The following is a 19,470-nucleotide window of genomic DNA, read 5'->3' on the forward strand; positions in this document are numbered from 1 at the left end:
AGACGCGAAATCCTCGGCGCGCGGCGCCGAAGACCGGCTGGCCTCGCGCCCTGTCATGGCAGGCGATGCCCGCTTGAGGCCTCAACCACCGCATACCATTCGGCCCGGCTCCACTGCAGCCTGAACGCATCCGCCGCCTCGCGGATGCGACCCGGCTGCTGGCTGCCGACGATCGGCACTGGACGCGCCGGATGCGCCATGATCCACGCATAGGCCGCAGCGGCACGCGAGACGCCGGCCTCCGCCGCCTTGGCATCGAGCAGCGCCGCGACCGCCCCCTCGCCGGAAAGCCGGCCGCCGCCCAGCGGCGACCAGGCGAGCACGGCAAGGCCCAGTTCCATCGCGAGATCGAGTTCGCCGTCCCACAACGGCCGGGTGTGCAGCGGCGAGAATTGTGGCTGCGTCGTCGCCAGCGCGAAGGGCAGATGCGCCTGCAGCGCGCGGATCTGCGCGGGGGTGAAGTTGGAAACGCCAACGCTCAGCACCTTGCCCGAAACGACCATCCGCTCGAGCGTGCGGGCGAGGTCGGCGGGATGCGTCAGCATGTCGGGCCGGTGGACCTGCCACAGCTCGACATGATCGGTGCGCATCCGCCGCAGCGACGCGTCGAGCGCCGATTCCAGATAGGCCGCGCCCGAATCATAGGGCACGCCGGGGACGATGCCGCCCTTGGTGGCGAGCACCATCCGATCCCGCAGCCCCGGCGCCTCCGCCAGCACCCGCCCCAGCAACGCCTCGGCCGCACCGAACGGTTCACCATTGTCCGGACCATAGACGTCGGCCGTGTCGAAGAAGTCGATGCCGGCCTCCAGCGCCGCCTCGACGCGCGCACGCGCCGCGCCAACATCGTCACCGGCGAAGCGCCACATGCCCCAACCGATCGGGGCAATCGACAATCCGCTGTTACCGAGCGGTACGGGATCGGGCGTGAGGGCGCTCATTCCCACGCATTGACACAGGCAGGACGGCAGAGACAATCCGCTGCGGCATGATCGGCAGCCGCATGATGGGATGGGCGCATATCCGAACCACCCTCATCCTCCCCGGCGCGCAGCGTCGGGGAGGAAAATCAACGCGTCACTCTCCGCCGAACAGCGCGCCGCGCGCGAGGTTCAGCGCGGTGACCGCATCCTGCCTCGCCTGCGCGGCACGCATCGCGTCGAAGTCGAGCCGGTCGAGCGCGCGTTCGATGCGCTTGAGGAAGCCGATCGCGCTCTTCGCCGCTTCCACGCTGTCTTCGCGGAACGGGAACTGGTCGAGCTGCCACACCCCCTCCCAGTTGTTCCGGCGCAGCGTGTAGAAGAATTCGAACAGTTCGATCGGGTGGACCGAGCCGGCGATCATGTCGTCGTCCCAGCCGCGCAGATTGTCGTTCACGTCCATGCCGAACAGGCGACCATAGTCGATCGCAAGCTGCGCCGCGTCCGCGGGCGATTCCCCGCCATAGAGCGAGTGACCGAAGTCGAGCAGGATGCCGACATTGGGCAGGCCGATCTTCTCGATGCCGAGCAAGGTGCGCGCGACGCTGTCGAAGCTCATATGGTTGCGCGGCTCGCGCGGCTTGTACTCGATGACGAACTGCAGGTCGGGGTTCTGCTGCGCCAGTTCGCCGACGCCGTCGAGGCTCTTGCGCCAGATGTCGCCATGATCGACCTGGAACGGATAATCCCAGCCATCCTGCCCCGGCCACAGCTTCACATATTTGGCGCCGAAGCGGCGGACGACGTTGGCGGCATCGTTGATCAGTTCGTTGGCGCGGCGGCGCACGCCCGGATCGGGGTTGGTGAAGGCGCCCTTGGAGAATTCGCGCGTGTAGATCTCAGGCGTGATGCCGATGACCTCCAGCTTGTTGCGCTTGAGCGCCTCGTCCACCGCGTCGAGGCTGAGCTTGGGATCCGCGAACGGATAGTTGATGTCGACCACCGAAAGATCACCCACCGATCCCGCCAGATCGATCATCTCGATCAGGCTGCGCGGGGCGCCGTAACCATCGGTCGCGTAGCGATCGACATAGGTCGCGAAATGCCAGATCCCCGCGCCGAACTTCTGTTCGCTCGCCATCATCCTGTTCCTTTCCGTCAGCGCCCGGTGAGGGCGAAGTCCTTGAGGGTGCGCGCATTGTCACGCGTGATCAGGAAGCATTCCATGAGCTGCTTTTCGGGCTGCCCGGTGCTTCCGGTCTTGAGGTAGCGGTCTGCCAGTTCGACCGCATATTGCGCCTGGCGGAACGCCGGCTGCAGCACGGTGGCGTGCATCCGCCCGGCGAGGATCGCGTCGCGCGCGTCGTTGGAGCCGTCGAACCCGACGACGACGACGTCGCGGCGGCCGGCGCTCTCCAGCGCCGCGACCGCGCCCAGCGCCATCGTGTCGTTGCCGGCGATGATCCCCTTCACATCGGGATGCGCCTGCAGGATCGACTGGGTGACGGTGAAGGCCTGCGCCTGATCCCAATTGGCGCTCTGGCGCGAGACCAGCCTGAGCCCGGGATAGCGGTCCAGCACCGAATGATAGCCCTTCGAGCGGATCGAGGCGTTGGTATCCGATTCCTTGCCGACCAGTTCGGCATAGTCGCCGGTGCCGCCCATCGCCTCGGCGAAGCTTTCGCCGCCCAATGTCGCGCCCTGATAATTGTTGGAGACGATCTGGCTGACCGCGGCGCCGCGGCTGCCGATCTCGCGATCGATCAGGAAGCTCGGCACGCCCGCGGCCTTGGCCTTGAGCACCGCGGCGACGCTGGCGTCCGCGCCGGCATTGTCGAGGATGATCGCCGCGGCGTTGCGCGCGATCGCGGTCTCGATCAGCTCGTTCTGCCTGAACGCGTCGTCGCCATGCGAGAATTTCAGCGTCTCATAGCCAAGCGCGCGGGCGCGGGCCTCCGCGCCGATCGCTTCCTGCCCGAAGAAGGGATTGTCGAGCGAAGGGGTGATGATCACGACCAGCCGGCTGCCCTGCTGCCGCGGGACCAGCAGCAGCGCGGCAAGCGCGAGCGCGACCACGACAAGCGCGGCGCCCCAGACGATCGGCCGTTTCATCAGTCGGTTCACGCAATCACCACCTTCACGCCGGCCGCCTCGAACCCCTGCCGATCCTCGTCGGTGATGCCCTCATCGGTCACCAGCGTGTGGACCAGCGCGATCGGGCCCAGCGCCGAGAAGGAGCGGCGGCCGATCTTGCTGCTGTCCGCCACCAGGATCACTTCGGCCGCCGCCTCGGTCATCGCGCGCTTCACGCTGATGTCCGACAGCGAGGGGAAGGTGAGCCCCGCTTCGACCGAGACCGCGGCGGTGGCGAGGAACAGTTTCTGGGCGAACAGCCCCTGGAAATAGTCCGCCGAGCGCTCGCCGCTCAGCGATAAGGTCGGCGCCTTGAAATGGCCGCCGGGCATGTGGACCTCGAACGAGGGCAGCCCGCCCAGCATCAGCGCGATATTGAGCGCGTTGGTGATCACCGTCATCCCCTCGCGCGCGGTGAGGTTCGCCGCCACCTCGGTGGTGGTCGATCCGGAATCGAGGATCACCGTTTCATTGTCGCCCACCAGCGCCGCCGCCGCGCGGCCGATCCGCCGCTTGGGATCCATGTTGACGAGATGGTGCAGCGCCAGCGCGCGCACCTGCTGCGGCACCGATTTCAGGAAGGCGCCGCCATGCTCGCGCACGATATGCCCTTCGGCCTCCAACTTCTCGAGATCCTGCCGCACCGTCACTTCGGACACGCCGAACGCTTCCGCCAGCGCCCGCACGCGCGCGCTGCCCTCTTCCTGCAGCCATTCGAGGATTTTCATGCGGCGTGCTTCGCCGAGCAGGCCCTGTCCGCTCATTCGAGCCATTATGGTCATCTCCAGCCGCCCCGCGACATGCGGAGTTGCAGTTGATCTAGCATGACGGCGCCGACAATCACGGCCCCCTTGATCACCATCTGCCAGAACTCGCTGATCCCCAGCATGACCATGCCGTCCCCCAGCGCGCCGATCACGCAGGCGCCGATCAAGGTGCCGCCGATCGTGCCGCGACCGCCCGCCAGCGAGGCGCCGCCCAGCACCACCGCGGCGATCGCGCTGAGCTCGAAGGTCTCGCCCGAGGCGGGGTGCGCGGCGACGAGGTCGGACGCGACGATCAGCCCGACCAGCGCAGCGCAGCCGCCGGATATGACATAGGCGGCGATCTTCACGCGATTGACCGCGATGCCCGAAAGCAAGGCCGCACGCTCGTTTCCGCCGACCGCATAGATGCGCCGGCCAAAGGCGGTGTTGGCGGCAACGAAGGCGGCGACCAGCGCGAGGACGATCAGGATCAGCACCGGCAGCGGCACGCCGAGCAGCCGGCCCGCGCCGAGGAAGGGAAAGCCCTGATTGCCGAAATCGACGCTGCCGGTGAGGTTTGGGAAAGTCGCGCCGCCCGACAGCAGCAGCGCGGCGCCGCGCGCGACATAGAGCATGCCGAGCGTGGCGATGAACGGCGCCACCCCGAAGCGAGTGATCAGTACGCCGTTGGCGAAGCCGATCGCCGCGCCGATCAGGATCACCGAGACGATTACCAGCGGTATCGAGGGAAAGATGACGACGCCCATCGGCGTCAGTTCGATGCCGTTTAGGATCAGCGCGCCCGCGATCATGCCGCCAAGCCCCGCGATCGACCCCACCGATAGATCGATGCCGCCGGTCAGCACGACATAGGTCATGCCGATGCCGAGGATCGCGATCACCGCGATATGCTTGGCCATGATCAGCATATTGGCGACCGACAGGAAGTTGGGCGCCATCGCCGAGAAGAAGGCGAGCACGACGAACAAGGCGATCAACGCGCGCAGGCGGATCAAAAGATCGAGCAGGCGACGCGAACCGCCCGGTTCGGCGGTGGCTTCGGCGGGGCTGGTCATGCGGCCTCTGTGACGGATGGGATCGGGGCGGTCGCGTTGGCGGCGCGGACCAGCCGGTCTTCGCTCGCCTGCGCGGCGGGCATGTCGTCGGTGATGCGGCCGCCCGCCATCACCAGCACGCGGTCGGCGGCGGCGATCGCCTCGACGAGGTCCGAGGTGGAGAACAGCACGGCGATACCCTCGGCGGCGAGTTCGCGCATCACCTCGAAAATCTCGGCGCGCGCGCCGATGTCGACGCCGCGGCCGGGCTCGTCGAGCAGCACCAGCCTGGGGCCGGGGAGCAGCGCGCGGCCGATCAGCACCTTCTGCTGGTTGCCGCCCGACAGCGCACCGATCGCAATGTCGGGCGAAGCCGCCTTCACTCCCATCCGCCCCATCATCGGGCGGACCGCGCCGCTCTCATGCTCGGCCGACAGGAAGCCCATCCGCCGCAGCCGATCGAGCACCGAGACCGACATGTTGCGGGCGACCGAGAAATTGGCGAACAGCCCCTCGGTCTTGCGATCCTCCGCGACGAACTGGACGCCGTGGCGCAGCCGCGCGCGCAGCGATTTGCCCGTCAGTTCGACGCCGTCCACGCGGATCGATCCCCGCGCGGGCAACGCGCCGCAGATCGCCTCGAACAGTTCGGAACGGCCGGCGCCGAGCAGGCCGTAGAGCGCGGTAATCTCTCCACAGCGCACGCTGAAGCTGGCGTCGGCGACCGCGAGATTGCCATTGGCGCGCGGCACTTCGAGATCGGTGACGACCAGCATCTCGCTACCCGGCGTGCAGGCGGTGCGCCGAGGCGCGGTGGTGGCGCCGCCCAGCATGTGATGGACGATCCATTCGACCGAGAATTCGCCGCGTTCGGCATAGGCGACGCGTTCGCCGTCGCGCAGCACCGTGACATGATCGCCGATGCGGACGATCTCCTCCAGCCGGTGCGAGATATAGATGATCGCGACGCCGGCGCCGCGCAGCTCGTCGACCACCTGGAACAGCCGCTCGGTCTCGGCGGCGCTCAGCGCGGAGGTCGGCTCGTCGAGGATCAGCACCGAAACGTCGCGGGAGAGAGCACGCGCGATCTCCACGATCTGTTGTTCGCCGACGCGCAGCGCGCCGACCAGCGTATCGGGGTTGATCGCGGCACCCAGCCGCGCGAGCAGTTCGACCGCGCGCGCGCGCTCGCGCCGATGATCGATCGCGACGCCGCGGGCGAGCACGCGTTCGAGGAAGATGTTCTGGGTGACGCTGAGGTTGGGGCAGAGGCTGAGTTCCTGGTGGACGATGCCGATGCCGTATGCCGCGGCATCCTGCACCGAGCGGATCACCGCCGGCTTGCCCTCGATCACCAGGTCGCCGCCATCGAGCGTCTCGACCCCGGCGATGATGCGCATCAGCGTCGACTTGCCCGCGCCATTCTCCCCGATCAGCACGTTGACCGCGCCGGCATGGACGTCGAAGTCGACCGACTTCAGCGCCCGCACGACGCCGTACCGCTTCTCGACGCCGCGGGCGGCGATGCGGATCATCGCGCCGCTGCCGGTGCGCTGCCGCCGGCCGGCTCGATCGAAACCGGTGTCACGACCAGCGGCGCGTCGCCCGCGCTCGGCCGGGCCGCGCCCAGGAAGCGGATGCGGTCCCCCGGCTTGAGCGCGCCCAATGTCTGGCGCAGCGGCGTGACCGCACGCTCGGTGAGTTCGGTGCCGACCTCGGCGAAGGCGATCTGATCGGGAAAACCGTCGAACGCGACGAAGGGCAGCGCATCGCGGATCGTGGTGCCCGAGACCACCGGCCCCGCCTGGATCAGCACCGGCCCTGCCTTGGTCTGCACCGCCACGGTGCCACGCGGCTGGTCGAGATCGACGCGCTCCACCTGTGCGTCGCCGCTGACGACGAAGGTCCAGGGCGAGCCCTCGCCTGCGCGCCGGCCATGCGCGGCGCCGAGCTGCTCGATCGGTTCGGCGCGCAGCCGCTCAACCGGGATCGCGCTGTCCGCCAGCGCCTTTTGCGCGCGGCCGCCCCAGATCGTTTCGACATAGCGCTTCGCATCGAAGGCGCCGCTGCTCCGTTCCCGCAAGGCGCGCGCCTCGTCGATGGGGAGGATCTTGCATCCGGCGACCAGGCACAGCGCAACGCCCGCAGCGGCCGCCCGCATCCCTGCCCATCCGAGAGAGCCCGAGGCTCGTTGCATGACCGGCACCTTCTCCAACACCCGCGGGCGTCATTGGCCGGCGGGTCGCTATCGTTAGGCAGGACGCTGCCCGGATGTCAAATAAAGTTGAAACGTTAACGGAGAAAAAGAGAACGAAACGAAAGAAAGCGTAATACGAGCAGTTGCGCTCATCCGGCAGGCCGGTTATCTGCCGACATAGGAGGATGCCTTGCCCAGCGAAACGAAACAAAACGACCGCGGCGATGCGCGGGCTGCCGCGGTGCGGGACCGCGCGACCTGGATCCGGCGCAAGGCGCTGACGATGATCCGTGCCGCGGGGCAAGGCCATCCCGGCGGCGACATGTCGTCCGCTGACATTCTCGCCACGCTCTATTTCGACGTGCTGCGCTATGACGCCACGCAACCCAACGATCCGGCGCGGGACCGCTTCGTGATGAGCAAGGGCCATTGCACCGGCGCGCTCTATGCCGCGCTGGCAGGCGCCGGCTATTTCCCCGAGGCCGAGCTGGAAACCTATCTCCAGCCGCGCTCGCGGCTCAACGGCCACCCCAACCGCACCTATCTGCCGGGCGTCGAGACCAACACCGGTCCGCTTGGCCATGGGCTGCCGGTCGCTGTCGGCATCGCCGTCGCGGGGCAGATCGACAAGGCGGGTTATCGCGTGTTCGCGCTCACCGGCGACGGCGAACTCCAGGAAGGCAGCATGTGGGAAGCGGCGATGTTCGCCGGCCATCGGGGCCTCGGCAACCTCACCGCGATCGTCGACCGCAACGGGCTGCAACAGGGCGCGCCGACCGAGCGCACCAATGCGCTGGAGCCGCTGGCCGACAAATGGCGCGCGTTCGGTTGGGAGGTCGTCGAGATCGACGGCCACGACCATGGTGAGCTGCTCGACACTCTCTCCGCACCGGCCACGCCGCGCAGCAAGCCGCTGTGCGTCATCGCCAGCACGATCAAGGGACGCGGCATCAGTTTCATGGAGAATCAGGCGAGCTGGCACCATGGCGTGCCGAGCGAGGCGCAGTTCGCGCAGGCGATGGCCGAGCTGGGGAGCGTGGCGTGAAGGAAGCAACCGGCAGCGGCTTCGATTGCCGCAACGCCTATGTCGAGGCGCTGGAAGCGCTCGCCGCGGAAGACCCGCGCATCGTCGCGGTGGTCAATGATTCGGTCGGGTCGAGCAAGCTCGGTTCGTTCCGCGAGCGTTTCCCCGAACGGCTGATCAATGTCGGAATCGCCGAACAGAACATGATCGGCGTCGGCGCGGGCCTCGCCAATGGCGGCAAGATCCCGTTCGTCAGCGGCGCATCCTGCTTCCTCACCGGCCGTGCGCTGGAACAGATCAAGGCGGACTGCGCCTACAGCAACGCCAATGTGAAGCTGTGCGGCATCTCCAGCGGCGTCGCCTATGGCGAACTCGGCGCGACGCATCACAGCATCGAGGATCTCGCCTGGCTGCGGGCGATGAAGGGCCTCACCGTGATCGTCCCTGCCGACCCGTGGGAAACCGCGGAGGCGATCCGCTGGGCTGCGGCGCATGAGGGGCCGGTGTTCATCCGCATCAGCCGCATGCCGGTGCCCGCGCTCGAGCGCAGCAATCCGCGCTTCGAGGCCGGCCCGGTTTTTCAGGCAGGCAAGGCCGAGGTTCTGCGCGAGGGCGGAGACATCGCGATCATCGCCTGCGGCACGCTCGTCCACCGCGCACTCGATGCGGCCACGGCCTTGTCCGCCGAGGGCATCGAGGCGAAGGTCATCAACATGGCCACCATATCCCCGCTCGACGAAGAGGCGGTGCGCGCCGCCGCCGCGACCGGCGGCATCGTCACCGCCGAGGAGCATGTCGTGCGCGGCGGGCTGGGCGGCGCGGTTGCCGAATGTGTCGTCGCGTCGCAGCCGGTGCCGATGCGGATCCTGGGCTTCCCCGGCTTCCTGCCGACCGGTTCGGCAGAATGGCTGATGGAGGAATTCGGCCTGACCGCCGACGGCATCGCCGCCGCGGCGCGTGACATCGTCGCCAGGCGGCCGTGACCATGGCCGGTCCCGCGATCCTCGCGGTCGACCAGGGCACGACCAACACCAAGGCGCTGCTGTTCGCGGCCGATGACGGCCGCGTGATCGGCCGCGCCTCCCGGCCGCTGGGCGTGCGCCATCCGCAACCGGGCTGGGCGGAGCAATCGCCCGAGGCGATCTGGAACAGCGTGGCCGGCGCCATCGCCGACCTCCGCGTCGCCAGCCCCGGCGTGACGGTCGCGGCGATCGGGATCGCCAACCAGCGCGAGACGGTGATGCTGTGGGATGCGGAAACCGGCCTGCCCGCCGGCCCCGCGATCAGTTGGCAGTGCCGCCGCACCGCCGCGCGCTGCGCCGCGCTGCAGGCCCATGAAAAGCGGATCGCCGCGCGCACCGGGCTCGGGCTCGATCCGCTGTTCCCCAGCACAAAGCTGGGCTGGCTGCTCGACGAATTGCCCCGCATGCGCGCCCGCGCCGAGGCGGGCCGGTTGCGCGCCGGCACGGTCGACACCTGGCTGCTGTGGCAACTGACCGGCGGCGCCGTGCATGCGACCGACCTCGGCAACGCTTCCCGCACGCAGCTGCTGTCGCTCGACACGCTGCAATGGGATCCGGAGATGCTGGCGCTGTTCGGTATCCCCGCCTCGCTGCTGCCCCAACTGCACCCCTCGGATGCCCTGTTCGGCACCACCCGCAGCCCCGTCCTGCCCCCCGGCATCCCCATCCACGCGATGCTCGGCGATTCGCACGCCGCCCTGCTCGGCCACATGTTCGACGGCGCCGGCGAGGCCAAGGTGACCTGCGGTACCGGATCCTCGCTGATGGCGATCACCGGCGACCGCGTCCATTCGGCGCATGGCCTGTCGGGCACGATCGGCTGGGCGAAGGACGGCCGGGTGTTCCAGGCGCTGGAGGGCAATGTCGCGGTCTCCGGCCATGCCGCCGCCTTCGCGGTCGGCCTGCTCAATCTCAAGGACGAGGCGGAACTGACCGCGCTCGCCGCCAGCGTCGCGAGCAGCGACGGGGTGACCTTCATCCCCGCGCTCGCCGGCCTCGGCGCGCCGCACTGGAAGACCGACGCGCGCGGTCTGCTGAGCGGCATGTCGCTGGGCACGAAGCCCGCGCATGTCGCGCGCGCGGTGCTGGAAGGGATCGCGCTGCAGATCGCCGATGTCGCGCGCGCGATGGACGCCGATCTCGGCCGCCGGTTCGAGCTGCTCTCCGTGGACGGCGGTGCCGCCGCCAACGACCTGCTGATGCAGATGCTGGCGGATGCGGTCGATCGGCCGGTGCTGCGCCCCCGCCAGCTCGAACTCGGCGCGCGCGGCGCCGCGCGGCTCGCCGCCGAAGCCGCCGGTTTCCCGACAGGCACGTGGCCGGCGCTCGATCGCGACCGCTTCGAACCGCGCATGGAAGCCAGCCGGCGGACCGCGATGCACGACCGCTGGCGCGCGGCGGTGGAGGCTGCGGCAACGCTCAGGACCTGACGGCCGCCGACGACGACAGAAACGACAGGAGAGGATCGCCGCATGAACAACCGCAAGCCCGCGACACGGACGCGCGGCGCGATGCTGGCGGCCGCCGCGCTGCTGACCGCGACGCCCGCCGCGGCGCAGCTCACCGAGACCGCCGACGGGCTGGAACTCGCCACCTCCACCGACCGGGTCTCAATCACCTTCTGCGGCCCCGACCTCGTCCATGTCGTCGCCCGGCCGAGGGACCGCGCGGAAAGCGGCCTGGCGCGGCCATGGGTACGCAAAGCCTGCGCGGCGGTGAAGCCGCGGATCAGCCGCGCCGCGGCGACCGGCGATGGCGCGGGCGCGCAGGCGCCCGGGGCCGCGGGGGCGGCGGCCGCAGCGCCACCGGTGTTCGCCGAGGCGGGCGGCGTGAAGCTGCAGATCTCCGAGGCGAACGGCAACATCGTCTTCATCGCGCCGGACGGGACGAAGCTGCTCGGCGAGGTCGGTAACGATCCGCGGCAGTATCGCACCGCCGCCGCCGATCCCGGCCTGCTCGATGTCGAACTGCTGTTCCACCCGATATTGCGCCAAGGCATTTACGGCCTCGGCCAGCACCAGTCGGGGCTGATGAACTATCAGGGTTCGGTGGTCGAACTCGCCCAGTCCAATACGGACATCGCGATCCCTTTCATGGTCTCGACCGCGGGCTATGGGCTGTTCTGGAACAGCGCCGCCGCCTCGCGCTTCGACAACCGCTTCCCGACCGAATTGAAGATCAGCGCCGAGGGCACCGACGGCATCGATTATTACTTCGCCTATGGGCCGGACATGGACCGGCTGGTCGGCACCTATCGCGACCTGACCGGCCAGGTGCCGCTGTTCCCGCGCTGGGCCTATGGCCTGTTCCAGTCGATGGACCATTATGCCGACGCGAAGCAGTTGGAGGGCGCGGTGGCGCTCAACCGCGATGCCGGCGCGCCGATGGACGTGATCGTGCAGGACTGGCGCTGGTGGCAGCGCATGGGCGACAAGGATTTCAAGACCGCCGAATATCCCGACGTACCGGCGATGCTGAAGCGGCTCGCCGACCGCAACGTCCGCACGATGATCTCGATCTGGCCGCTGCTGTCGACCAGCTCGCACCAATATGCCGAGACCAAGGCGGCGGGGCAGCTCGTGCCGGGCACGCAGCTTTACGACCCCACCAGCAAGCAGGCCGCCGACCGCTATTGGCAGTCGCTGGCGGGGCCGCTGCTGGAGCAGGGCTGGGACGCGTTCTGGCTCGACGGCAGCGAACCCGAACTGCATCTGCCGACGATGGCGCGCACCGACCGCACCATCCAGCAGCGCCAGCTCGCGATCGGGCCGGGCGCCTTCTATTCCAACTATTTCCCGTTCGCGCACACCGCCAACGTCCATGACCGCTGGCGGCAGGCGCGCGACGACAAGCGTGTCTTCATCCTTTCCCGCTCCTCCTTTGCGGGGGTGCAGGCGCATGGCGCGGCAAGCTGGTCGGGCGACATCGCCAATGCCTTCCCCACCTTCGAGAAGCAGATCGCCGGCGGGCTGAACTTCGCGCTTTCGGGCATGCCTTACTGGACCACCGATATCGGCGGCTATTATCTGGGCGTGCTCGATTCCCCGCCGAAGGGGCCGGACACGCGCGATCCCGCCTTCCAGGAACTCTATACGCGCTGGTTCCAATATGGCGTGTTCAACCCGCTGTTCCGCACGCATGGCAAGCGATCCAACGGCGAGAACGGGATCGCCAGCTATGGGCCGCTGCAGCCGACCTTGCTGGCGTTCGATCGGCTGCGCTATCGGCTGCTGCCCTATATCTATTCGCTCGCCTGGCAGGTGACCGACGCCAACGGCACGATCATGCGCCCGCTGGTGATGGACTGGCGCACCGACGAGAATGTCTGGAACATCGCCGACCAGTTCCTGTTCGGCCCCGCGATGCTGGTCAACCCGATCACCAAGGCGGGCGCGCGCACCCGTACCCTCTATCTGCCCAAGGCCGGCTGGACCGATTTCTGGACCGGCGAGCATCACGCCGGCAGCCGCTGGATCAATGCCGACGCGCCGATCGAGCGCATCCCGCTCTATGTGCGCGACGGATCGATCCTGCCGCTGGGCGCCGCGGTGGAGCATGCCGGGCAGGATCCGTTCGGCCCCACCGAGTTGCGCGTCTATCGCGGCGCGGATGGCGCCTTCACGCTTTACGAGGATGCAGGAGACGGCATGGGTTATACGCGCGGCGAGCGATCGACGGTGCCGATCCGCTGGAACGAGGCTACAGCCACGCTGACCATCGGCGCACGGCAGGGAAGCTGGAAGGGCGCGCCGAAGCGGCGGGACTTCCGCGTGGTCTTCGTCGCACCCGGCCAGGGCGTCGGCATCGATGCGGGGAGCGGCGGGCAGATGGTCGACTATCGCGGCGGCCGGATCGTGGTGAAGCCGTGAAGCGTCTTGCTCTCATCGCCGCGCTGCTCGCCTCCGCCGCGCCCGCCATCGCACAGCAGGCCGATCCGCTGGTCGAAGGGTTCGAACGGCCGCCAGCGGACGCTCGCCCGCTCGCCTATTGGCAGTGGATCAACGGCAATGTCTCCGAAGAGGGCATCCGCCAGGATTTCGCCTGGATGAAACGGATCGGCCTGGGCGGCGTGTTCGTGTTCGACGTCGGCTTCAACTCCCCGCCGATCCCGCAATATGTCGATAAGCGCGTCGGCTTCGGCTCGCCCGAATGGAAGAGCGCGGTGCATGTCGCCGCGGTCGAGGCGAAACGGCTGGACCTGAGCTTCGGCGCGCAATCGAGCGGCGGCTGGAGCGTCAGCGGCGATCCCAGTGTGACGCCCCAAGAGGCGATGAAGAAGCTGGTGTGGAGCGAGACGATCGTCGGCCCCGGCAAGGGCGCGGTGACGCTGGCGCCGCCGCCATCGGGCAACGGCCCCTATCAGGATACGCCTACCAGCGAGCGCAATCGCGAGCCGCGCCTGTCGGGCGAGGTCGCCGTGTTGGCGTATCGCCTGTCCGATGCCGAGGCTGGGGCCGCCCCATCGTTCACCGTGACCGGCACAGACGCGCCGGCGCTGCTGGGTGATGGCAAGTTCGACGCGGCAACCAAGCTGGTGCCGGACGCTGCGGGCAATATCACCCTCGCCTTCCGTTTCGCGCAGCCGGTCGCGCCGGGCGCCGTCACCGTCTCCACCGATGGCGACATTCCCGGCGGCGTCGTTCTCGACGGCAGCGGCGCCACGCGCGCGACGCTGGGCGCCCCCGCCCAGCATGGCGCGCGGGTGCGCACGATCCTGCTCGGCGGCGCGCCCTCGCGCGACTGGACGATCCGCTTCACCGGCCTCGACCGCCCCCTTTCGGTACGCGAGGCGCGCTTCGCGATGGCGCCGCGCATCAACCGCATCGAGGACAAGGCCGGCTACGGCACCTTGTTCGATTATGAGAGCATCCGCACCCCCGGCGGCATCGCCGGCACCCCCGCCGGCAGCGTGATCGACATCAGCGACCGGATGCGCGCCGATGGCATGCTCGACTGGCGCCCCAAGGCCGGGCGCTGGGCGGTGCTGCGCTTCGGCTGGTCGCTGACCGGCAGCCGCTCCACCCCGGCCTCCCGCGAGAGCGTGGGGCTGGAGGTCGACAAGCTCGATGCCGATGTCGTGCGCGCCTATGCCAACCGCTTCTACGATCGCTACAAGGATGCCGTCGGCAGCGACGGCCGCATGAACATCGCGATCAGCGACAGCTGGGAGGCCGGCCAGCAAAGCTGGAGCCCGAAGCTGCTCGCCGATTTCAAGCGGCTGCGCGGCTATGATCCGCTGCCCTGGCTGCCGGTGCTCACCGGCCGCATCGTCGACGACAGCGAGCGTTCCGAGCGTTTCCTCGCCGACTGGCGGCGCACGATCGGCGACCTGATCGCGGCCAATCATTATGGCGTGTTCGCCGAGGTGCTGCGCGCGCGTGGCCTCACCTATTATGCCGAGGCGCCGGGCACCGACCTGCCGACCGTGGCGGACGGCATCCAGACCAAGAGCCTCGTCGACGTGCCGATGGGCGAATATTGGTATTGGCCGGCGGGCGGCGCGCCCAAGCCCGAACATATCGCCGACATGCGCGAGGCGGCCTCCGCCGCGCACCTGACGGGCAAGACGATGGTCGCCGCCGAGGCGCTGACGACGATGGGCGACGAGCCCTGGGCGACCGGCCCGCGCGAATGGCGCCGCCCGGTCGACCGCTTCTTCGCGGAGGGCGTCAACAAGATCGTGATGCACACCTTCGCGCACCAGCCCTTCACCGACGGCCGCAAGCCGGGAATGACGTTGCGCCAATATGGCCAGCACTTCACCCGCAACGAGGCGTGGGCGGAACTGGCGGACGGCTGGACGAACTATCTCGCTCGATCCTCCTTCCTGCTGCAGCAGGGCCAGCCGGTGGCCGACATCGCCGTGTTCCACGGCGAGGATGGCGCGTCGGCGGCGCCGCACCATTTCGAGCGGCTGTGGGGCTTCGACTACGACTTCATCGATCGCACGACGCTGCTGCAGTTGACCCCCGATAATGGCGGCTTCGTGACGCCGGCGGGTATGCGCTACCGCTTGTTGATGCTCGCACCTGGCGTGCGTCATCTCAGCCTGCCGGTGTTGCGCCAGTTGAAGAGGCTGGCAGACGCCAATGTGACCATCACCGGCGATCAACCGAAAGGGCCGATCGGGCTGGGCACCGACGCAACGGAATTCGCGGCATTAGCTGATGCGATATGGGACAAGCCCACGCCCGATGCGGCGATCCCGCCCGACGTGTGGACCTATGACGGCCGGCTCGACTGGAAGCACCGGATCGTGCCGGACGGCGACATCTATTTCCTGTCGAACCCCGAGGGCCAGCCGTTCGAAGGCACCGTCACTTTCCGAGGCGACGGCCTGAACTCCCCTCCCGCTTCGCGGGAGGGGCTGGGGGAGGGCCTGTCACCATCCCGCGCAGCAGCATCGGACACGCCCTCCCCCGACCCCTCCCGCAAGCGGGAGGGGAGTAGGACCGCCGAACTGTGGAATGCCGAGGATGGGCTGCGGACGGCGGTGCCGCTGACCTCGTCGCCCACCGGCCACACCGTTCGTGTTTCGCTGCCGGCCTATAGTTCGCGCTTCATCCTGCTGCGCCGGGCAGCCGCTTCCGCGCCGACCGCCGCCCCCAGGACGAAAACCAAGGCGGTCGCGCTCGACGGGCCGTGGAGCTTGTCCTTCCTCGACGGCATGGGCGCACCGCCGACCGCCACTTTCGATTCGCTTCACTCTCTGACCGAGTCGGAAGATCCTGCGATCCGCTATTATTCGGGCCGCGTCAGCTATCGGCAGACCTTCCGCGTCCGGGCCATGCCCCGGATCCATGCCTGGCTCGATCTCGGCGCGGTCGGGGATATGGCGCGGGTGATCGTCAACGGGCAGGATCTCGGCGTCACCTGGACGCAGCCCGCCCGCGTCGACATCGCCGGGGCGCTCAAGCGCGGCGAGAACAGCATCGAGATCATCACCGCGAACTATTTCCAGAACCGTCTGATCGGCGACCGCCAGCCCGGCGCAAAGCCGCAGACCTTCGCGCCGATCACGGTCTATGCGGCGGGGGACAAGCTGCGGCCGTCGGGGCTGATCGGGCCGGTAATGGTGAGCGTGGGGCGGTAAGCTCACTCCTTCTCCCCTCGGGGAGAGGGTGGGGGTGAGGGGGAGCCGCGCCGAGCGTAAAGCCTCGTCAGCCCTGCCGAGGAATGCTGCGCATTCCGCGGATCGCGCTACGCGCGATCCGCCCCTCGCCCAACCCTCTTCCCTTGGGGAGAGGGCTAAAGGCCGCACCTCATCCCAGCTACATCACTACGAATGATTGCGATAACATTTTCGCTTGCTTTCATTTTGAGCTTATGGAAAACGGTTACCCACGCAAACCACAAGATTTGCGAACCGAAACCATGGGGAAGATGACGATGGGGCTGTCCACAATCTCGATGCGCACCCGCACGGCGAAGATCGCGCTGCGGTGCGCGCTGTTCGCATCGACGGCGCTGATCGCCGCCGGCACCGCCGCGGCGCAGGACGCGCCCACCGAGCCACCGATCGCCGACGACCAGGCGCAGGACATCGTTGTCACCGGTTTCCGGGACAGTCTGGCCCGCGCGCTCGAACTCAAGCGCGAAAGCTCGGGCGTGGTCGACTCGATCGTCGCCGAGGACATCGCGAAGTTTCCGGACAACAACCTCGCCGAATCGATCCAGCGCATCCCCGGCATCGCCATCTCGCGCGACCAGGGCCAGGGCCGCTCGATCTCTGTGCGCGGTCTGGGCGGCGATTTCACCGCGACGCGCATCAACGGCATGGAAAGCCAGGCGACCACCGACGGCTATAACGGCGCCAACCGTGGCCGCGGCTTCGACTTCAACGTCTTCGCCTCCGAACTGTTCAGCCAGATCGACGTGCGCAAGACCGCTTCGGCGGACCTGCCCGAAGGCTCGCTCGGCGCCACCGTCGACCTTACCACCTCGCGCCCGCTGAGCTTCAAGGACAAGGTCGTGCTCACCGTATCCGCACAGGGCGGCTATAACGACCAGGCGAAGAAGGTCGATCCGCGGCTGGCGGCGGTGTTCGCGCTGCAGAACGATGCCGGCACCGTCGGCTTCCTCGCCTCGGCAGCCTTCGCGCGCCAGTCGGGCAATTTCCAGCAGAGCAATTCGGGCGACTGGAACCAGGGCACCGGCGACGGCGGCTTCTGCAATCCCAACACGACGCCGGGGGCGTGCCCCGGCACCAACATCCCGGTCTTCAACCAGGTCAACAGCCCCAACGTCTACAACCCGCGCTTCCCGCGCTATGTGCAGGGCGTCGGCCGCACCGAGCGGCTGGGCATCACCACCAGCCTGCAATGGAGCCCGCAGGACGACACCGACATCGTCCTCGACATGCTCTATTCGAAGTTCGACGTGAAGCGCGACGACTGGGCGCTGGAACCGATCGGCTTCAGCCGCGCCGCATCGCAGGGCGGCAAGCCCGAATCGATCATCCGCGACGGCGTGATCGACGAGAACAACTCGCTGGTCTACGGCCTGTTCGACAATGTCGACCTGCGTTCGGAGCATAACCGCGACAATTTCACCACCGAGTTCATCCAGACGACGTTGGCGGCGAAGCACAAGTTCGGCGATCGCTTCACGGTCAACGCCCTGGCCGGCCACTCGCGTTCGGACTTCGACAATTTCGTCGACATCTCGACGCAGATCGACTCGTTCAACGTCGACAACTTCTCCTACGATCTCCGGCCGATGGGTCAGAACGCGCCAGCGATCAACTGGGGCGTCGACGTCACCGACCCGAACAACTGGTATTTCGGCCCGCGCGTCACCCAGCCCGGCGGCACCGGCCCGACCGGCCCCGAAATCCGATTGCGCCCGAACTATATCGAGAACCGCAACACCACCGCGCGGCTCGACCTGACCTTCGAGGCGATGGACGCGCTGTCGCTGCGCGCCGGTGCCGAGTTCAAGAAATATGAGTTCAAGTCGCGCTCGCTGCGCTACGTGCAGGGCGAGTTCAACTTCCCGAACATTCCCGACGGCTACACGATCGGCTCGCTGACCGAGCAGTTCTGCGGCTTCGGCCAGTTCGACATGCCCGCCGGCAACACCAAGTGCTGGACGGCGCCGAACATCAACGCCTTCAACGATGCCTACAACATCTTCGGCAACAGCGGCCGCACCGAGCTTTCGAGCACCGTATCGGCGGCGCGCGGTGACAATCGCGCGATTACCGAAGAGGATTGGTCGTTCTACGGCATGGCGCAGTTCGACACGGATCTGGGCAACATGCGCGTGCGCGGCAATATCGGCGGCCGCTACGTCATCACCAACCAGACCTCGAACTTCCTGACGACGGTGCCGACAACGGTCGATCCGTCCGGCGTGGTGCCGACGACGGTGGAGCGGACCTACCGGAACTTCCTGCCCTCGTTCAATCTCGTGATCGAGCCGACCGACGACATCGTCGTCCGCCTCGCCGCGGCCAAGACGATGTCGCGTCCGCCGCTGGGCAACCTCGCCGGCGCGACGACGGTGAGCGTTTCGGGCGGTTCCCGCACGGTGAACAGCGGCAACGCCTTCCTGAACCCGTTCAAGTCGGACAATGCCGACCTGTCGATCGAATGGTATCCGATGCGCGGGTCGATCGTTTCGGCCGGCCTCTTCTACAAGAAGATCAATTCCTACATCCAGGGCAACACCGTCACCGCGCCCTATTCGACCACCGGCCTGCCCGTGGAGCTGCTCGCCGGCACCGGCGTGACGCCCGATACCGATTTCGTCATCACCAGCGTGATCAACACGCCGGGCGGCCCGCTGAAGGGCATCGAGCTCAACCTGCAGCAGCAGCTGAGCTTCCTGCCGGCGCCGTTCGACGGCTTCGGCGTGCTCGCCAACTACACCTATGTCGACTCGAACATCGATTACCGGGCGGGCACCGCGCTGTTCAACGCGACCTTGCTCAACCTGTCGAAGAACTCGATCAACGGCACGCTCTATTATGAGAAGAACGGCTTCCAGGCGCGTGTCTCGGCCAATTACCGCGACCAGTTCCTGACCGGCGTGCCCGCCTCGTTCAACCAGGACGTCGCGGGCACCCGGTCCGCCACCTATGTCGACGCTGCGATTTCCTACGCGCTGACCGAGAATATCACGGTGAGCGTCGACGGCATCAACCTGACCAACCAGGCGGATGTGCAGTACACCGACTCCACCGCGCAGCGCTGGGTCAACTACCGCCTTAACGGCCGCCAATTCTATCTGGGGGTGCGCGCCACCTTCTGAACGATCTTTCCGATCCTATGTCGTGTCACTCTGGAATCCCTTCTCTCCGACACGACCCCTGGGGGCGCTGCACACGTGCAGCGCCCCCTGTTTTTTTTGCCATGTGTGATGCCCATCGC

General features: G+C 67.8%; 13 protein-coding genes. 6 read left to right on the top strand and 7 right to left on the bottom strand.

Features of this window, described 5'->3' with window-relative positions; genetic code table 11:
- Nucleotides 1-53 precede the first annotated feature (53 nt).
- The 7 genes from NX02_RS19395 to NX02_RS19425 all read right to left on the bottom strand — a co-directional run bounded on the left by NX02_RS19395 (nucleotide 54) and on the right by NX02_RS19425 (nucleotide 7,015).
- The gene (locus NX02_RS19395; RefSeq protein WP_039996697.1) at nucleotides 54-941 is read right to left on the bottom strand and encodes an aldo/keto reductase; all 888 of its coding nucleotides are present in this window, start codon (nucleotides 939-941) and stop codon (nucleotides 54-56) included.
- Between the two features lie 136 nt (nucleotides 942-1,077).
- Nucleotides 1,078-2,064, bottom strand: coding sequence for a sugar phosphate isomerase/epimerase family protein (locus tag NX02_RS19400; RefSeq protein ID WP_245648651.1), 987 nt, complete (start codon nucleotides 2,062-2,064; stop codon nucleotides 1,078-1,080).
- A gap of 14 nt (nucleotides 2,065-2,078) precedes the next feature.
- Nucleotides 2,079-3,032 carry a D-ribose ABC transporter substrate-binding protein gene (locus NX02_RS19405; protein ID WP_025293850.1) on the bottom strand — a complete coding sequence of 318 codons (954 nt, stop codon included), beginning with the start codon at nucleotides 3,030-3,032 and terminating at the stop codon, nucleotides 2,079-2,081.
- An 8-nt stretch (nucleotides 3,033-3,040) separates the two neighbouring features.
- Nucleotides 3,041-3,817, bottom strand: coding sequence for a DeoR/GlpR family DNA-binding transcription regulator (locus tag NX02_RS19410; RefSeq protein WP_245648652.1), 777 nt, complete (start codon nucleotides 3,815-3,817; stop codon nucleotides 3,041-3,043).
- Nucleotides 3,818-3,831: 14 nt separating this feature from the next.
- Nucleotides 3,832-4,875 (bottom strand): ABC transporter permease, encoded by a 1,044-nt coding sequence (locus NX02_RS19415; protein WP_025293852.1) that lies wholly within the window; start codon nucleotides 4,873-4,875, stop codon nucleotides 3,832-3,834.
- Nucleotides 4,872-6,389, bottom strand: a complete 1,518-nt coding sequence (locus NX02_RS19420; protein WP_025293853.1) for a sugar ABC transporter ATP-binding protein — start codon at nucleotides 6,387-6,389, stop codon at nucleotides 4,872-4,874. Before NX02_RS19420 ends, NX02_RS19415 begins: the two co-directional genes overlap by 4 nt.
- Nucleotides 6,386-7,015, bottom strand: a complete 630-nt coding sequence (locus NX02_RS19425; RefSeq protein WP_025293854.1) for a DUF2291 domain-containing protein — start codon at nucleotides 7,013-7,015, stop codon at nucleotides 6,386-6,388. The genes NX02_RS19420 and NX02_RS19425 overlap by 4 nt, the downstream gene beginning before the upstream one ends.
- A gap of 226 nt (nucleotides 7,016-7,241) precedes the next feature.
- Between NX02_RS19425 and NX02_RS19430 the strand changes: the two genes are divergently transcribed.
- The 6 genes from NX02_RS19430 (at nucleotide 7,242) to NX02_RS19455 (ending at nucleotide 19,351) form a co-directional block, all read left to right on the top strand.
- Entirely contained in the window at nucleotides 7,242-8,096 is an 855-nt protein-coding gene (locus NX02_RS19430; protein WP_025293855.1) for a transketolase, read from the top strand.
- On the top strand, nucleotides 8,093-9,058 hold the full coding sequence (locus tag NX02_RS19435; protein WP_025293856.1) for a transketolase family protein: 966 nt from the start codon (nucleotides 8,093-8,095) through the stop codon (nucleotides 9,056-9,058). The genes NX02_RS19430 and NX02_RS19435 overlap by 4 nt, the downstream gene beginning before the upstream one ends.
- Before the next feature lie 2 nt (nucleotides 9,059-9,060).
- On the top strand, nucleotides 9,061-10,527 hold the full coding sequence (locus NX02_RS19440) for an FGGY family carbohydrate kinase (RefSeq protein WP_025293857.1): 1,467 nt from the start codon (nucleotides 9,061-9,063) through the stop codon (nucleotides 10,525-10,527).
- Between the two features lie 42 nt (nucleotides 10,528-10,569).
- Complete coding sequence (locus NX02_RS19445; protein ID WP_025293858.1) at nucleotides 10,570-12,966, top strand: glycoside hydrolase family 31 protein; 2,397 nt, start codon at nucleotides 10,570-10,572, stop codon at nucleotides 12,964-12,966.
- Entirely contained in the window at nucleotides 12,963-16,190 is a 3,228-nt protein-coding gene (locus NX02_RS19450; RefSeq protein ID WP_025293859.1) for a glycosyl hydrolase, read from the top strand. The genes NX02_RS19445 and NX02_RS19450 overlap by 4 nt, the downstream gene beginning before the upstream one ends.
- A gap of 296 nt (nucleotides 16,191-16,486) precedes the next feature.
- Nucleotides 16,487-19,351, top strand: coding sequence for a TonB-dependent receptor (locus NX02_RS19455; RefSeq protein ID WP_158014104.1), 2,865 nt, complete (start codon nucleotides 16,487-16,489; stop codon nucleotides 19,349-19,351).
- The last annotated feature ends 119 nt before the right edge of the window (nucleotides 19,352-19,470 follow it).

Source organism: Sphingomonas sanxanigenens DSM 19645 = NX02 (assembly GCF_000512205.2).
Taxonomy (GTDB): Bacteria; Pseudomonadota; Alphaproteobacteria; order Sphingomonadales; family Sphingomonadaceae; genus Sphingomonas_D; species Sphingomonas_D sanxanigenens.

What these genes read in the sequence shown, in the direction of transcription:
- NX02_RS19395 (WP_039996697.1), bottom strand. Translation starts at nt 941, where the DNA reads ATGAGCGCCCTCACGCCCGATCCCGTACCGCTCGGTAACAGCGGATTG.
- NX02_RS19400 (WP_245648651.1), bottom strand. Translation starts at nt 2,064, where the DNA reads ATGATGGCGAGCGAACAGAAGTTCGGCGCGGGGATCTGGCATTTCGCG.
- NX02_RS19405 (WP_025293850.1), bottom strand. Translation starts at nt 3,032, where the DNA reads ATGAAACGGCCGATCGTCTGGGGCGCCGCGCTTGTCGTGGTCGCGCTC.
- NX02_RS19410 (WP_245648652.1), bottom strand. Translation starts at nt 3,817, where the DNA reads ATGAGCGGACAGGGCCTGCTCGGCGAAGCACGCCGCATGAAAATCCTC.
- NX02_RS19415 (WP_025293852.1), bottom strand. Translation starts at nt 4,875, where the DNA reads ATGACCAGCCCCGCCGAAGCCACCGCCGAACCGGGCGGTTCGCGTCGC.
- NX02_RS19420 (WP_025293853.1), bottom strand. Translation starts at nt 6,389, where the DNA reads ATGATCCGCATCGCCGCCCGCGGCGTCGAGAAGCGGTACGGCGTCGTG.
- NX02_RS19425 (WP_025293854.1), bottom strand. Translation starts at nt 7,015, where the DNA reads ATGCGGGCGGCCGCTGCGGGCGTTGCGCTGTGCCTGGTCGCCGGATGC.
- NX02_RS19440 (WP_025293857.1), top strand. Translation starts at nt 9,061, where the DNA reads ATGGCCGGTCCCGCGATCCTCGCGGTCGACCAGGGCACGACCAACACC.
- NX02_RS19445 (WP_025293858.1), top strand. Translation starts at nt 10,570, where the DNA reads ATGAACAACCGCAAGCCCGCGACACGGACGCGCGGCGCGATGCTGGCG.
- NX02_RS19455 (WP_158014104.1), top strand. Translation starts at nt 16,487, where the DNA reads ATGGGGCTGTCCACAATCTCGATGCGCACCCGCACGGCGAAGATCGCG.